Here is a 15,534-nt window from a genome sequence, read left to right as displayed (position 1 = left end):
GCGGGTTTCTAAAGGCAAAGCATCCCCCTGTGGGAGCGGGTTTACCCGCGAACACCGGCGAAGCCGGTGCCATATACCGCGTCGCATTCTTCGCGGGTGAACCCGCTCCCACAAGGACCGTGCAATGTCAGCCAGATTTGCGTTGATCAAAGGGGGGGCAATGAACTGGCGAGCAACTTTCCTGCTGGCCTGCTGGATGCCCTGGGCCGCACAGGCCCTGGCCAGCGAGCCGAATAACCACAAGGACCCGGTGCCGTCAGTGATGTGGGACTTCTACCACAAGCAGCTGCTGGGCCAGGCCGCATTCGTGTTCGATGACCGGGTAAAGCTGCTGGCGCCACCCTTTGCCGAGGACGCCCGTCAGGTGCCGCTGGAGATCGACGCCCGGGCGTTCGGCGGCGAGGTGGTGCGGATTGTCGCCTGGGCCGAACTCAACCCGCTGCCGCGCATTGTCGACTTCCAGCCCGGCGAGCGCGTGCTGCCCTGGTTGTCGATCCGCATCCGCATCGAACAGGCCACACCGCTGCGCGCAGCGGTGCTGACGCGCGACGGTCTGTGGCACGTGGGCTCGGCGTTGATCGATGCCGCTGGCGGCGGGTGTACCGCGCCTAGCGTGGTACGCACCCAGCCCGGCTGGGAGGAGCACCTCGGTGAAGTCCTGGGCGGGCGCTACCCGCGTGGCGACAGCAGCCGCTTGCGCCTGCAGGTGGCCCACCCGATGGACAACGGCCTGGTCAGCGGCATTCCCGAATTCTTCCTCAACCATGCCGAGCTGCAAGGCGCGGACGGCCAGCGCCTGGCCAGCCTGGAACTGTACCCGGCAGTCAGCGAAAACCCCAACCTGGGCTTCGACATCCAGGGCCCCGGGCCGACCCGGTTGGTGTTGCAGGACAACAGCGGCAACCAGTTCGAGGCGGCAGTGCCCTGAGCGTGTTGCCCGACTTCACCCCTGACCAGAGGCGCCTGTCATGCGTTGCATTCTGCTGTTGCTGCTGTGCCTGGGCCTGCCGGCCTGGGCAGACCTGGACTATCGGCTCAAGCCCCGGCAGATCGCCGAGGGCACCTGGCTGCTGGAGGGCAGCACCGACAATTTCGCCAAGGATAATGGCGGCAATATCGTCAATACCGCGTTCATCGTCACCGACAGCGGGGTGGTGGTGATCGACAGCGGACCATCGAAACGCTACGGCGAGGCTTTGCGCCAAGCCATTGCCGCCACCACCGACAAGCCGGTGCTCGAAGTGCTGCTGACCCATCACCACCCCGACCATGTGCTGGGCAACCAGGCGTTTGCCGATGTGCCCATCGGTGCCCTGGCCGGTACCGGCGAGCTGTTGCACCAGCAGGGCGAGGCCATGGCCGAGAACATGTACCGCCTGGTCGGCGACTGGATGCGCGGTACCGAGGTAGTACTGCCGACCCGGGTGCTGGAGCCGGGTATCCACGAGGTGGGCGGGCACCGCCTGCGGCTGCTGGCACTGGGCGGGCATACCGGTGCCGACCTGGCGATTCTGGATGAAACCACTGGCGTGCTGTTCGCCGGCGACCTGGTGTTTTTCCAGCGCGCGCTGACCACGCCCAACAGCCCGGGGCTGGAGGTGTGGCTGAAGGACCTGGACACCTTGCAAGCGCTGCCCTGGAAGCAACTTGTACCCGGTCACGGCCCGCTGGCCAGCGATGCCCGGCCGTTTGCGCAGATGCGTGATTACCTGGGCTGGCTGGACGGGCTGATGCGTGACGGTGCGGCGCGTGGCGATGACATGGCCGAGATGATCCGCAGCCCGATACCCGAGCGGTTTTCCCGTATCAGCCTGACCCGTTACGAGCTGATTCGCAGTGTCAGCCACCTGTATCCGCGTTATGAACGCCAGCAGCTGCGGCGTGTCGACGCCAAGCCCCCAATCTGAGGGTGTAACGCGGTTCCCTGTGGGAGCGGCCTTGTGTCGCGAAAGGGGCGCGAAGCGGCCCCAGAATTTGTGTCGATGGCTGAAATCGCCGGGGCTGCCTTGCAGCCCTTTCGCGACACAAGGCCGCTCCCACAGGGGGGAACGCGCAAGTTCACCGATACCAAGGAACTAGAAAACTCCGCACTGCGGGCAATTGTTGGCAAGCAGGTCGGGACCAAGAATTCCCGACACACCGGGAAGTTTTCCCGGATACAACAAAAAAACCAAAGGTAGCCGTCATGACCCGATCCACACGTCGTCCCGTGTTCGCCTTGAGCCTGGTGCTCAGCGCCATGCTGCTTGCCGGTGCAGCCCACGCCGCTGTCAGCAACGAAGAAATTCTCCAGGACCCGAAGAACCCGCAGCAGATCGTGACCAATGGCCTGGGCGTGCAGGGCCAGCGCTACAGCCCGCTGAACCTGCTCAATACCGACAACGTCAAGGACCTGCGGCCGGTCTGGGCGTTTTCCTTCGGTGGTGAGAAGCAGCGCGGCCAGCAGGCCCAGCCGCTGGTCAAGGACGGGGTGATGTATCTGACCGGCTCCTACTCGCGGGTGTTCGCTGTGGACGCCCGTACCGGCAAGAAGCTGTGGCAATACGATGCGCGCCTGCCCGATGACATCCGCCCGTGCTGCGACGTGATCAACCGCGGCGTGGCCCTGTACGGCAACCTGGTGTTCTTCGGCACCCTGGATGCCAAGCTGGTGGCGCTGAACAAGGACACCGGCAAGGTGGTATGGAGCAAGAAAGTGGCCGACCACAAGGAAGGCTACTCCATCAGTGCCGCGCCGATGATCGTCAACGGCAAGCTGATCACCGGTGTCGCCGGCGGCGAGTTTGGCGTGGTGGGCAAGATTCAGGCCTACAACCCGGAAAACGGCGAGCTGCTGTGGATGCGCCCGACCGTGGAAGGGCACATGGGCTACGTGTACAAGGACGGCAAGGCGATCGAGAATGGCATTTCCGGCGGCGAGGCAGGCAAGACCTGGCCCGGCGACCTGTGGAAGACCGGTGGTGCGGCGCCTTGGCTGGGCGGTTACTACGACCCGGAAACCAACCTGATACTGTTCGGCACCGGCAACCCAGCACCGTGGAACTCGCACCTGCGCCCGGGCGACAACCTGTATTCCTCGTCGCGCCTGGCCCTGAACCCCGACGATGGCACCATCAAGTGGCACTTCCAGAGCACGCCACATGACGGCTGGGACTTCGACGGTGTCAACGAGCTGATTTCGTTCAACTACAAGGACGGCGGCAAAGAGGTCAAGGCCGCTGCCACCGCTGACCGCAACGGCTTCTTCTACGTGCTGGACCGCACCAACGGCAAGTTCATTCGCGGCTTCCCCTTCGTCGACAAGATCACCTGGGCCACCGGCCTGGACAAGGACGGCCGGCCGATCTACAACGAGGCCAGCCGGCCGGGTGCACCGGGTAGCGAGGCCAAGGGCAGCTCGGTGTTCGTGGCCCCGGCGTTCCTCGGTGCCAAGAACTGGATGCCGATGGCCTACAACAAGGACACCGGGCTGTTCTATGTGCCGTCCAACGAGTGGGGCATGGACATCTGGAACGAAGGCATCGCCTACAAGAAAGGCGCGGCGTTCCTCGGTGCCGGCTTCACCATCAAGCCGCTCAACGAAGACTACATTGGCGTGCTGCGCGCCATCGACCCGGTCAGCGGCAAGGAAGTGTGGCGCCACAAGAACTTCGCACCGCTGTGGGGCGGGGTGCTGACCACCAAGGGCAACCTGGTATTCACCGGCACGCCGGAAGGCTTCCTGCAGGCGTTCAACGCCAAGACCGGCGACAAGGTCTGGGAGTTCCAGACCGGCTCCGGCGTGCTCGGCTCGCCAGTGACCTGGGAAATGGACGGCGAGCAGTACGTTTCGGTGGTTTCCGGCTGGGGCGGTGCGGTGCCGCTGTGGGGCGGCGAAGTGGCCAAGCGGGTCAAGGACTTCAACCAGGGCGGCATGCTCTGGACCTTCAAGCTGCCCAAGCAACTGCAAACGGCAAGTGCCAGCCGCTAAGCCGTTCACCTGCCGCTTGCTGCCAGCGCCCCTGGGGCAAGCGGCCCTACTACCAAATGACGAGAGCCCCGCTGCCAACGATGCATTCGCCCGGCAGGCGGAGCTTTTTACCATCGGCTCATCGCCTGTCGCCGGACAGGCATCGACCCACAGAGGCTCAGCATGATCTACGCACAACCCGGAACCCCAGGCGCCATCGTCTCCTTCAAGCCACGCTACGGCAACTTCATCAACGGTGAATTCGTGCCGCCGCTGGGCGGCCAGTACTTCACCAACAGCTCGCCGGTCAACGGCCAGCCGATTGCCGAGTTTCCGCGCTCTGGCGCCGAGGACATCGAGCAGGCCCTTGACGCCGCCCATGCCGCTGCCGAGGCCTGGGGCAAGACCTCGGTGCAGGACCGTGCCCTGGCGCTGCTGAAGATCGCCGACCGTATCGAGCAGAATCTTGAAGTACTGGCGGTTACCGAAAGCTGGGATAACGGCAAGGCCGTGCGCGAAACCCTCAACGCTGACGTGCCGCTGGCGGCGGACCACTTCCGCTACTTCGCTGGCTGCATCCGCGCCCAGGAAGGCGGCGCCGCCGAGATCAACGAAGGCACCGTGGCCTACCATATCCATGAGCCGCTGGGCGTGGTCGGGCAGATCATCCCATGGAACTTCCCGCTGCTGATGGCCGCCTGGAAACTCGCCCCGGCACTGGCCGCCGGCAACTGCGTGGTGCTCAAGCCAGCGGAGCAGACGCCACTGTCGATCACCATTTTCGCCGAGCTGATCGCCGACCTGCTGCCGGCAGGCGTGCTGAACATCGTCCAGGGCTTTGGCCGCGAAGCTGGCGAAGCCCTGGCCACCAGCAAGCGCATCGCCAAGATCGCCTTCACCGGCTCCACCCCGGTGGGCTCGCACATCATGAAGTGCGCGGCCGAGAACATCATCCCGTCCACCGTCGAACTGGGCGGCAAGTCGCCGAACATCTTCTTCGAAGACATCATGCAGGCCGAGCCCGCGTTCATCGAAAAGGCAGCCGAAGGCCTGGTGCTGGCGTTCTTCAACCAGGGCGAAGTGTGCACCTGCCCGTCGCGGGCGCTGATCCAGGAGTCGATCTACGAGCCGTTCATGGCCGAGGTGATGAAGAAGATCGCCAAGATCACCCGTGGCAACCCGCTGGACACCGAGACCATGGTCGGCGCCCAGGCCTCTGAGCAGCAATATGACAAGATTCTTTCCTACCTGCAGATTGCCCGCGAGGAGGGCGCGCAGCTGCTCGCCGGTGGCGCTGCCGAGCGGCTCGACGGCGACCTGGCCAGCGGTTACTACATCCAGCCGACCCTGCTCAAGGGCAACAACAAGATGCGCGTGTTCCAGGAAGAGATCTTCGGCCCGGTGGTGGGCGTGACCACCTTCAAGGACGAAGCCGAAGCGCTGGCGATCGCCAACGACAGCGAGTTTGGCCTGGGCGCGGGGCTGTGGACCCGTGACATCAACCGTGCCTACCGCATGGGCCGTGGGATCAAGGCCGGGCGCGTGTGGACCAACTGCTACCACCTGTACCCGGCGCATGCCGCGTTCGGTGGCTACAAGAAGTCCGGGGTTGGCCGCGAGACGCACAAGATGATGCTCGATCACTACCAGCAGACCAAGAACCTGCTGGTGAGCTACGACATTAATCCGTTGGGCTTCTTCTAAAATCTGGTCGGTTGACGCGGTCGATTGTAGGAGCGGCCTTGTGTCGCGAAAGGGCTGCGAAGCAGCCCCGGCGATTTGTGCATTCATGCCGAATTCCTGGGGCTGCTTTGCAGCCCTTTCGCGACACAAGGCCGCTCCTACAGGTATCGCGCAACCGATCCCCCTACCAACGCACCCCGCAAACCTGTCCCAAAGTAGCATTCGGCCCCGTCGCCCCTCGTGCATTAATGCCTCTACCGGAATCGCCCGGCACCAAGAAGAGGAATGCCCCATGTGGACTAAACCCGCCTTTACCGACCTGCGCATCGGCTTCGAAGTGACGATGTACTTCGCCAATCGTTGATGCCTGTCCGGCCATCACCACGATGGCCGGGTCTTCACTGAGCAAACCTGTTGTGAACCTGATCGATCGCGAACAAGCCCTGGCCTTGCGCAAGGGCTTTCGCCTGCGCTGGGAACCGCGCCAGGCGTGCCATGTGCTGCTTTACCCCGAGGGCATCATCGAGCTCAATGCCAGTGCCGGCTGGGTGCTGGAGTTGCTGGATGGCCAGCGCAGCGTTGCGGCTGTCATCGACCGCCTGGCACAGCGCTTCCCCGGTGTGCCGGGGCTCGACGAGGACATCCTGGCGTTCCTGGAGGTGGCCCGTGCCAAGTACTGGATCGAATGAGCCGTGGTCACGCTTTGGTCTGGTTGCTTTCGCTACGGGATGCTTTACGCTGGCGGTTACCTTCCAGAACAATAAGAACAGGCTTCCCGATGAGCCAGAGTTTCAGCCCGCTTCGCAAGTTCGTTTCGCCCGAGATCATCTTTGGTGCCGGCTGCCGGCACAATGTTGCCAATTACGCCAAGACCTTCGGTGCGCGCAAGGTGCTGGTGGTCAGCGACCCCGGTGTGATTGCCGCCGGTTGGGTGGCCGACGTGGAGGCCAGCCTGCAGGCCCAGGGCATCGACTACTGCCTGTACAGCGCCGTATCACCCAACCCGCGGGTCGAAGAGGTGATGCTCGGCGCCGAGATCTACCGGCAAAACCATTGTGATGTGATCGTCGCGGTCGGCGGCGGCAGCCCGATGGATTGCGGCAAGGCCATCGGTATCGTGGTCGCCCACGGGCGCAGCATCCTCGAATTCGAAGGCGTGGACATGATCCGCGTGCCCAGCCCGCCGCTGATTCTGATCCCGACCACGGCCGGCACCTCGGCGGACGTGTCGCAGTTCGTGATCATTTCCAACCAGCAGGAGCGCATGAAGTTCTCCATCGTCAGCAAGGCGGTGGTGCCGGATGTGTCGCTGATCGACCCGCAAACCACCCTGAGCATGGACCCGTTCCTGTCGGCCTGCACCGGTATCGATGCGCTGGTGCATGCCATCGAAGCCTTCGTTTCCACCGGCCACGGCCCGCTGACCGACCCCCATGCGCTGGAGGCCATGCGCCTGATCAACGGCAACCTGGTGGAAATGATCGCCAACCCGACCGATATCGCCCTGCGCGAGAAGATCATGTTGGGCAGCATGCAGGCCGGGCTGGCATTTTCCAATGCGATTCTGGGTGCGGTCCATGCCATGTCGCACAGCCTGGGCGGTTTCCTCGACCTGCCGCATGGCTTGTGCAATGCGGTGCTGGTGGAGCACGTGGTGGCGTTCAACTACAGCTCGGCGCCGGAGCGTTTCAAGGTGATTGCCGAAGTGCTGGGGATCGACTGCCGTGGCCTCAACCATCGGCAGATCTGCGCGCGCCTGGTGGAGCACCTGATTGCGCTGAAGCATGCCATCGGCTTTCATGAAACCCTGGGCCTGCATGGGGTGCGCACGGCCGATATCCCGTTCCTGTCGCAACATGCGATGGATGACCCGTGCATCCTCACCAACCCGCGTGCGTCGAGCCAGCGTGATGTCGAGGTGGTTTATGGCGAGGCCCTCTGACGAGCAGCAACGGGCGCTGGCCGGGCTGCTGGGGCTGGGCGACCACTCGGCGCGCAAGAGCCATTACCCAGAGCTGGCGGCGCGCCTGGACGAGCTGGAAGCTGAACGCAACCGCTACAAATGGCTGTTCGAAAACGCCGTGCATGGGATTTTCCAGGCCAGCCTGCAAGACGGCATGCGTGCCGCCAACCCGGCGTTGGCACGCATGCTCGGTTACGATAATCCGCAAGCCTTGCTATTTCCGCTGACCGACCTTGCCGCCAACCTGTTTGTCGGCGGCGCCGAAGAGCTGCACGCCATCACCGCGACCCTCGCCCGTGAACGCAGCCTGCACGGCTACGAAACCCGCTTGCGGCGCAAGGACGGCAGCCACCTCGATGTGCTGATGAACCTGTTGCTCAAGCCCGGGCAGGAAGGGCTGGTGGAAGGGTTTGTCGCCGACATCACCGAACGCAAGCTGGCCCAGCAGCGCCTGCAGCAACTGAATGACGAGCTCGAGCAACGGGTGGCCGCCCGCACCGATGAACTGCTTGAGGCCAACCGCAACCTGCAACAGCAGATCGCCGAGCGCAAGCAGATCGCCCGCGCCCTTCGCGATGCCCGCGATGCCGCGGAAACCGCCAACCGCAGCAAGGACAAGTACCTCGCTGCCGCCAGCCATGACCTGCTGCAACCGCTGAATGCCGCGCGGCTGCTGATTTCGACCTTGCGCGAAAGGCCACTGCCAGAGGCGGAGAAAGTACTGGTGGAGCGTACCCACCAGGCGCTGGAGGGTGCCGAAGACCTGCTGACCGACCTGCTGGACATTTCCCGGCTCGACCAGGCGGCGGTCAAACCGGACGTGGCGTTGTACCGTCTGGACGAACTGTTCGGGCCACTGGTCTCGGAATTCCGCACGGTGGCCGATGCGGCAGGCCTGAAGCTGCGCGCGCGCATTGGCGACTACGCCATCAGTACCGACCTGCGGCTGATGACGCGGATCCTGCGCAACTTTCTCAGCAACGCCTGCCGTTATACCGACGAGGGCAGGATCCTGCTGGGGGCCAGGCGCCGCGGCGATCACTTGCGCCTGGAGGTTTGGGATACCGGGCGGGGCATCGCGGCGGATCGGCTGCAGGCCATTTTCCTCGAGTTCAACCAACTGGACGTAGGCCGCGCCGCCGACCGCAAGGGCGTGGGCCTGGGGCTGGCGATCGTCGAGCGGATCGCCAAGATTCTCGGCTACCGCATCGAGGTGCGTTCGTGGCCGGGGCGTGGCTCGATGTTCAGCATCGACGTGCCGATCGGCGAAGCCATGCCGCTGCCTATCCACCAGGCCGCGCCGCAGCCGGGCGCCGGCAACCCGTTGCCGGGCCGCCGCCTGCTGGTACTCGACAACGAAGTGAGCATCCTCGAGAGCATGGGCGCTCTGCTCGGGCAGTGGGGCTGCGAAGTGGTTACCGCGACCGACCAGGCCGGGGCCTTGCTGGCCTTGCAGGGGCGGGCACCGGAATTGATCCTGGCGGACTTTCACCTGGACCACGGTGTTGTCGGCTGCGAGGTGGTCAGGCACTTGCGCGAGCACTTTGGCACCGCCATTCCGGCGGTGATCATCACCGCCGACCGCAGCGATCAGTGCCGACGCTCCTTGAACAAGCTCGGCGCGCCGTTGCTGAACAAGCCCGTCAAACCGGGGAAGTTGCGTGCGGTATTGAGCCAGTTGCTGGGCTGAGGCCTCAATCCATTCGCAAGCGATCCTCGTACCCTGTGGGAGCGGCTTTAGCCGCGAAGAATCCAACGCGGTGCATGGCACCGGCTGCGCCGGTGTTCGCGGCTAAAGCCGCTCCCACAGGGTCCTCGCTAAATCAATGAGTTATGTGCAGTTCCATGAGAGCAGCCTTGTGCTGCTCCTACAGGGGGGCGCGTAGTGCCAGGTGGCTGTTCCCGAAATGGGACTCAGTGTTGCGGATGTCAGCCTGTCGCGGCTCTGCCTGGCTGGCTATCTTACCGGGGCGCACCAAACGCATCCAACCCGAGCAAGGAAAACATCATGGCCTTTCAATACAAGCGACTGGACAAGAACAACGCCGCCGTACTGCTGGTGGATCACCAGACGGGTTTGCTCTCTTTGGTAAGGGATATCGAACCCGACCGTTTCAAGAACAATGTGCTGGCCCTGTCGGACCTGGCCAAGTACTTCAAGTTGCCGACCATCCTCACCACCAGCTTCGAGAACGGCCCAAATGGCCCGCTGGTGCCCGAACTCAAGGAGCAGTTCCCTGACGCGCCGTACATCGCGCGCCCGGGTAACATCAATGCCTGGGACAACGAAGACTTCGTCAAGGCGGTCAAGGCTACCGGCAAGAAGCAACTGATCATCGCCGGTGTGGTGACCGAGGTTTGCGTGGCCTTCCCGGCACTGTCGGCCCTGGAAGAAGGCTTCGATGTATTCGTGGTCACCGATGCCTCCGGTACCTTCAACGAACTGACCCGTGATTCGGCCTGGCGCCGGATGGAAGCCGCCGGCGCGCAGCTGATGACCTGGTTCGGCGTGGCCTGCGAGCTGCACCGCGACTGGCGCAACGACATCGAAGGCCTGGGCACGCTGTTCTCCAACCACATCCCGGACTACCGCAACCTGATGACCAGCTTCAGCAAGCTTTCGAAGTAATCCGGCCGGGGAGCCATGCGCGTGCACGGCTCCCCGATCGCTTGTGTCACACGTCAGTTTTGTGCCGCCGGTGCCTGCGCCTCAAGCAGGGCGGTACCGAGCGTTTGGTGATAGTGCCCGGGGCCAAGCAGCCGCAGGATACCGGCCCGTTCCAGCTTGCCAAGTACCTTGCCGTTGGCTTCGCACAGTTTCACCACGATCTGGCGTTCATGCAGTTGCTGGATCACTTCCTCCAGGGTTTGCAGCCCGGTGATATCCATGAAGGGCACACGTTTCAGGCAGACCACCAGCAGTTCAGGGTCGGTATGCGTTTGTGACAGCGCGCGCTCGAAGGTTTCAGCGGCGCCGAAGAACAGCGGGCCTTCGATGGTGTACACCATCACGCCGGAAGGGAGCGATGCCTGGCCATTGCTGTGCAGTTCATTGGCCAGTTCCTCTTCGACCACCTGCTGCACTTCGACGGACGATGCCATGCGGCGCATGAACTGAAGCATGGCGAGGATGACGCCGATATTCACGGCGATCACCAGGTCGCTGAACACCGTCAAGGTGAAGGTGACCAGCAGGATGGCGATGTCGGCTCGCGGTGCGCGTTGCAGCATGCGCTTGAAATGCTTCAGCTCGCTCATGTTGTAGGCGACGACGAACAGGATCGCTGCCAGTGCGCAGAGTGGAATGTTCGACGCCAGTGGCGCCAGGAACAGGATGATCAGTACCAGTGTCAGCGCATGAATGATGCCGGCCAGTGGCCCGGTAGCACCATTGCGGATGTTGGTCGCTGTCCGGGCAATGGCACCTGTGGCGGCAAAGCCCCCGAACAGCGGCACTACCAGGTTGGCGACCCCCTGGCCGATCAGTTCCTGGTTCGAGTCGTGCCTGGTTCCTGCCATGCCGTCGGCGACGACAGCAGAGAGCAACGATTCAATGGCCCCCAGCATGGCGATCGCAAACGCCGGCCCGATCAGTTCGATCACGCGCGCCAGGGAGATCTCGGGCCAGGTGAGTGACGGCAAACCTTGTGGGATTGCCCCGAAGGCGGTACCGATGGTAGCCACACCGTCAAAATGGAACAGCGATTGGACGAGCGTCGCGAACACCATGGCTACCAGTGGCCCGGGCAGGCGTTTCAGCACGGGCAACCTTGGCGCCAGGATCAGCAGGGCAAGGCTGCATGTTGCAAGCAGCGTCGTGGCAATATGGAGGTCCGGCAGGGCTTGCAACAGATGCCACAGTTTTTCGTGGAAGTGCCCGCCTTCGATTTCGGGCAGGCCGAAGAAATCACGCCATTGACCCACCCAGATGATGATGCCGATACCGGCGGTAAAACCCACGATCACCGGGTCGGGAATGAACTTGATGACTGCGCCCAGGCGGGTGATGCCAAGCACCAGCAGGATGGCGCCAGCCATCATCGTGGCCAGCTGAAGGCCTTCCACCCCGTACTTCGCCGTTACCCCGGCGAGGATCACGATGAAGGCCCCGGTCGGCCCGGCGATCTGCAATCGACTGCCGCCCAGCAAGGAAACCAGCAGCCCACCTATGATTGCCGTGTAGATGCCTTGTTCCGGCTTGACCCCGGAAGCGATGGCGAAGGCCATGGCGAGGGGAAGCGCAACAACCCCGACGATGAGGCCGGATACAAGGTTGCGCATCCAGTGTTCACGCTTGAACAAGCCGGCTTTCCAGGCTTCGCGTACCGCAATCATTGCAGGCTCCTTGATAAGGTGCATGCACATAGTATTTAGCATGCCATGCGCAGGAGAGCCCCTTGGCATGCCTGGGCCGTTGTTCGTGAGATGAGACACAGTGTCCCGGAATCCAACCTGTCGTCTATTAACCTGCTTATATATCTTACGGTTGCTCGACTCGCGCACTTGAACGGTAATGGAGTGCGCTCGCGGACGCGTAGAGACGCCTCCAGCTCATGAATCAACCCGGTCCGGAAAGCCATGCGCCCATGCGCGGTTCCCTGGCCGTGTCCCGAGGTGCCGGATGGCTCCATTGATTTCCTATTTCAAGATGGCCTTGAACCCTGGCCGTGGGGTGATGTTCTTCGCGCTGCGTACCATCGTTGCAGGCCTGTTGTGCCTCTACCTGGCGTTCATCTTCGATCTTGAGCAGCCGAAGTGGGCGCTGATGACGGTGATCATCATCAGCCTGCCGTTGGCCGGCATGACCCTCAAGCGCAGTTTCGCCCAGGTACTGGGCACCGCAGCGGGGGCGGCCATGGCGGTGGTGATCATGGCCTTGTTCCCCCAGGCGCCAATGCCTTTCATCGTCTGCCTGGCCCTGTGGCTGGCGTTCTGCACGGCAGGCGGCACGCTGCTGCGCTATACCGATTCGCATGCCTTCGTCCTCAGCGGGTTTACCGCCGTGGTGGTCGCGATGCTGGCCGTGCCGGAACCGGACGGCATCCTCATGCTGGCCATCACCCGGTTGACCGAAACCCTGCTGGCGGTTGCCTGCGTAGCCGTGGTCAGTCTGTTGAGTGCGCGCCCACAGGCAGTGGCGCAGGGCTACTTCAGCAAGGTCGATAGCCTGGTCAGGCTGATCGCCCGGCACGCGGCCGAGGTGGTGCGCAGCGAAGAGGACGAAGCCGCGCTGCACCAGCGGCAGGTGCAATTGATCAGCGAGATCAGTGCGCTGGAAGGCCTGCGCCGCCATCTCTATTTCGACGCACCGCACCTGCGCAACGCCGATGGGCTGGTGCAGCTGCTGGCCAACCAGCTGGTGCTGCTGGTGTCGCGCCTGCTGGTATTGCGCCAACAGCGCGAGTTGATCAAGCAGCAATGGCAAGGGCCGTTGCCAGAAGAAATCCAGGTACTGCGCCAGGACGAGCTGGACAACCTGGAGGCACTGGCCCGTGACGGCGTGAAGTTGCCGGCGCAGCGCCGCGAAGCGATCCACCAGCTGTACCAGCGCTTCGACGCCGCCGCGGACCGGGTCGAGTTTCTCGACGAGCCCTTGCCCCCGCACATGCGCTCGCTGGCCTGGGCCTTGCGCTGGGAGCAGGCGCGCCTGCTGCAGCAGCTGAATGAACTGATCGAGCTCAACGAGGCGATCCAGCAGGGCAGGAGCGCCAGCTGCCCACACGCCCAGGGGCAGGCCAGCGCGTTGCACCTGGACTTCCGCCTGGCCGGCATGAACGCCGTGCGGGCCTTCCTGGCGCTGTTTCTCGCCGGTTGGCTGTGGATTGAAACGGCCTGGGACGGTGCGCGTGCCGGGGTGATCCTGATCGGTGTCATGTGCTCGCTGATGGCGACGCTGCCACGGCCATTGCTGGCCAGCCAGAACTATAACCGTGGCCTGCTGGTAGCGCTGCTGTTGTCCGCCCTGTACCAGTTTGCCCTGCTGCCGATATTCACCGATTTCGAAATGCTTGCCGTGTGCCTGGTGCCGTTGCTGTACCTGGCCGCCGTCGGCCTGGCCAGCCCCATGACCGCGGGCATCGGCATGGGCATCGGGCTGATCAGCCTGTTGATGATCGGGCCACAGAATGTTGGCGCCTACCACAACAGTGCCATGCAGTGGTTCGAATTCGCCGGGGGCTATGCGGCCGCTGGCGGGCTGGCGATGGCGGTGTTCGCCCTGGTGTTCCCGTTCAACCCGCAAAAGCGCATGGCCCGGCTGTTTCACCTGACCCGCGAGGATGTGCATGAGTACGTGACAGCACCCGCCAGCGTGGTGCGTCAGTTCGATTTCGAGAGCCGCATGCTGGACCGCCTGTCGGCGATGATCGGGCTGTTGCCCGCTACCACTGATCCGCGCTCCCGGGAACTGTTCGATTGCAGCCTGGTGTGCCCGGCGCTGGCCATTGCGCTGGGCCAGGCACATGCCCAGTGGGTGAACCTCACGGTGCTGCCTGAAGGCACGAGGGCGCGTTTGCGCCTAGGGTTGCAGGAGATGGCAGATCTGATCGGAGCACGCCGGCGAGTGGATGTGGACGGGCTGCTGCGCGAGCTGGCCGAGCTTGGCGAAAGCCTGGATGCACTGCACCAGGCCCACGCCGAGGCGGGCCGCGAGACGCTGCGGCAGTTGTTCATCCTGCGGGTCGCGTTATTGGTTGCCGGCCTGCTGCTGCAGCGCTATCGGCGGGTGCTGGCAGCGCAGACGTTGCCTGAGGAGGAGGGCGCCTATGCCCGTTGATTTCGAGTTTGGCGGGGTCTACCTACCGCCGATTGCCCAGGCGTTGTTGCTGGGGTTGCCGTTGTTCCTGGTGCTGGACGCCCTGTTGCGGCGTAGTGGTGTGCTGGCGCGTGTGTGGCACCCGGCACTGTTGCAGGGCGCCTTGTATGCCGCGATTTGCGCGGTGCTGGTGTTGTCGATGGGAGTGAGTGCCTGAAAATGCCTGTGTTGAAACCTGTTCTAGCCAAGGCCGTGACCCTGGCAGTGCTGGCGCTTGCGGTGGTGCTGGGCTGGTTTGCCTGGGACTACTACACCCGTGCGCCCTGGACCCGTGATGCCCGTGTGCGGGCCGATGTGGTGACCCTGTCGGCCGAGGTGGCCGGGCGCATCATCGAGCTACCGGTGCAAGACAACCAGTTCGTCAGGCAAGGCGACCTGTTGCTGCAGATCGACCCGGCGCGCTACGAGCTGGCCGTGCTGCATGCCGTGCGAGCCGTCGAGGTCGCACGCGCGGCGCTGGGCCAGTCGCAGGCCGCCATCGTCGCCAACGAGGCGCAGCTCAAGCAGCGGCGTAGCGAAGAGCAACGTCGACGCAAGCTGCAATCGATGTCGGCAATCTCTGCCGAAGAATGGGAAAAGGCTGGCACCGACGTGGCCGTGGCTCAGGCCGACCTGCTGCGCGAACAGTCCAACCTCGGCCTGGCACAGGCCAACGTGCAACTCGCCGAGGCCACGCTGCAACAGGCCCGGCTCGACCTCGAACGCACCCGGGTCAGCGCCCCGGCCAGTGGGTATGTGACCAACCTGCTGACCCGCCAGGGCGACTATGCCCAGCCGGGCATGCCGCTGCTGGCGCTGGTCGACAGTTCGTCGTTCCATGTCAGTGGCTATTTCGAGGAAACCAAGTTGCCGAAAATCAAGGTGGGCAGCCGTGCGCGCATCGCCTTGATGAGTGGCGAGGTGCTGGATGGCACGGTAGAAAGCATCGCCTATGCCATTACCGACCGTGAGAACCAGCCGGGCAACCGCCTGCTGGCCAACGTCAACCCGAGCTACACCTGGGTCAAGCTTGCCCAGCGCATCCCGGTACGGCTGCGCCTGGAGCGCAGTGCCGACGCCCCACCCTTGCGTGCGGGTACCACTGCCACCGTGACCATTCTCGAATAGCAGGGGGTGGGCGATGAG

Annotated in this window: 13 protein-coding genes; 12 read left to right on the top strand and 1 reads right to left on the bottom strand. The window is 63.8% G+C overall.

Features of this window, described 5'->3' with window-relative positions; translation table 11 throughout:
* The first annotated feature begins 160 nt into the window (after window positions 1–160).
* The 9 genes from JV551A3_RS17660 (at window position 161) to ycaC (ending at window position 10,224) form a co-directional block, all read left to right on the top strand.
* Window positions 161–928 (top strand): quinoprotein dehydrogenase-associated SoxYZ-like carrier, encoded by a 768-nt coding sequence (locus JV551A3_RS17660; RefSeq protein ID WP_133979000.1) that lies wholly within the window; start codon window positions 161–163, stop codon window positions 926–928.
* Window positions 929–968: 40 nt separating this feature from the next.
* Window positions 969–1,907 (top strand): quinoprotein relay system zinc metallohydrolase 1, encoded by a 939-nt coding sequence (locus JV551A3_RS17655; protein ID WP_133973464.1) that lies wholly within the window; start codon window positions 969–971, stop codon window positions 1,905–1,907.
* 278 nt (window positions 1,908–2,185) lie between these two features.
* The gene (pedH, locus tag JV551A3_RS17650; RefSeq protein WP_025339553.1) at window positions 2,186–3,970 is read left to right on the top strand and encodes a PQQ-dependent alcohol dehydrogenase PedH; all 1,785 of its coding nucleotides are present in this window, start codon (window positions 2,186–2,188) and stop codon (window positions 3,968–3,970) included.
* 162 nt (window positions 3,971–4,132) lie between these two features.
* Window positions 4,133–5,653 (top strand): acetaldehyde dehydrogenase ExaC, encoded by a 1,521-nt coding sequence (gene exaC, locus JV551A3_RS17645; protein ID WP_133973462.1) that lies wholly within the window; start codon window positions 4,133–4,135, stop codon window positions 5,651–5,653.
* A gap of 271 nt (window positions 5,654–5,924) precedes the next feature.
* Window positions 5,925–5,996 carry a pyrroloquinoline quinone precursor peptide PqqA gene (pqqA, locus tag JV551A3_RS17640; protein WP_003253598.1) on the top strand — a complete coding sequence of 24 codons (72 nt, stop codon included), beginning with the start codon at window positions 5,925–5,927 and terminating at the stop codon, window positions 5,994–5,996.
* Between the two features lie 52 nt (window positions 5,997–6,048).
* Complete coding sequence (gene pqqD / locus JV551A3_RS17635; RefSeq protein ID WP_025339551.1) at window positions 6,049–6,321, top strand: pyrroloquinoline quinone biosynthesis peptide chaperone PqqD; 273 nt, start codon at window positions 6,049–6,051, stop codon at window positions 6,319–6,321.
* An 89-nt stretch (window positions 6,322–6,410) separates the two neighbouring features.
* Window positions 6,411–7,574 (top strand): alcohol dehydrogenase-like regulatory protein ErcA, encoded by a 1,164-nt coding sequence (gene ercA / locus JV551A3_RS17630; protein ID WP_025339550.1) that lies wholly within the window; start codon window positions 6,411–6,413, stop codon window positions 7,572–7,574.
* Window positions 7,558–9,285 carry a PAS domain-containing hybrid sensor histidine kinase/response regulator gene (locus tag JV551A3_RS17625; RefSeq protein ID WP_133973460.1) on the top strand — a complete coding sequence of 576 codons (1,728 nt, stop codon included), beginning with the start codon at window positions 7,558–7,560 and terminating at the stop codon, window positions 9,283–9,285. The genes ercA and JV551A3_RS17625 overlap by 17 nt, the downstream gene beginning before the upstream one ends.
* Before the next feature lie 318 nt (window positions 9,286–9,603).
* The gene (ycaC, locus tag JV551A3_RS17620; RefSeq protein ID WP_046613875.1) at window positions 9,604–10,224 is read left to right on the top strand and encodes an isochorismate family cysteine hydrolase YcaC; all 621 of its coding nucleotides are present in this window, start codon (window positions 9,604–9,606) and stop codon (window positions 10,222–10,224) included.
* 53 nt (window positions 10,225–10,277) lie between these two features.
* Here the strand turns inward: ycaC and JV551A3_RS17615 are convergent, their stop codons facing one another.
* Complete coding sequence (locus JV551A3_RS17615) at window positions 10,278–11,930, bottom strand: SulP family inorganic anion transporter (protein WP_133973458.1); 1,653 nt, start codon at window positions 11,928–11,930, stop codon at window positions 10,278–10,280.
* A gap of 286 nt (window positions 11,931–12,216) precedes the next feature.
* Here JV551A3_RS17615 and JV551A3_RS17610 point away from each other — a divergent pair, with 286 nt between their 5' ends.
* Genes JV551A3_RS17610 through JV551A3_RS17600 form a run of 3 tightly spaced genes read left to right on the top strand, consistent with a single transcriptional unit; the run spans window position 12,217 to window position 15,516 of the window.
* Complete coding sequence (locus tag JV551A3_RS17610) at window positions 12,217–14,370, top strand: FUSC family protein (protein ID WP_133973456.1); 2,154 nt, start codon at window positions 12,217–12,219, stop codon at window positions 14,368–14,370.
* Complete coding sequence (locus JV551A3_RS17605; RefSeq protein ID WP_133973454.1) at window positions 14,360–14,566, top strand: DUF1656 domain-containing protein; 207 nt, start codon at window positions 14,360–14,362, stop codon at window positions 14,564–14,566. The genes JV551A3_RS17610 and JV551A3_RS17605 overlap by 11 nt, the downstream gene beginning before the upstream one ends.
* 11 nt (window positions 14,567–14,577) lie before the next feature.
* Window positions 14,578–15,516: an HlyD family efflux transporter periplasmic adaptor subunit gene (locus tag JV551A3_RS17600; protein ID WP_133973552.1), complete on the top strand. Its 939-nt coding sequence runs from the start codon at window positions 14,578–14,580 to the stop codon at window positions 15,514–15,516.
* Window positions 15,517–15,534 lie beyond the last annotated feature (18 nt).

It is taken from the genome of Pseudomonas inefficax (genome assembly GCF_900277125.1).
Lineage (GTDB): Bacteria > Pseudomonadota > Gammaproteobacteria > Pseudomonadales > Pseudomonadaceae > Aquipseudomonas > Aquipseudomonas inefficax.
This window is presented reverse-complemented; position numbering and strand designations above follow the sequence as displayed.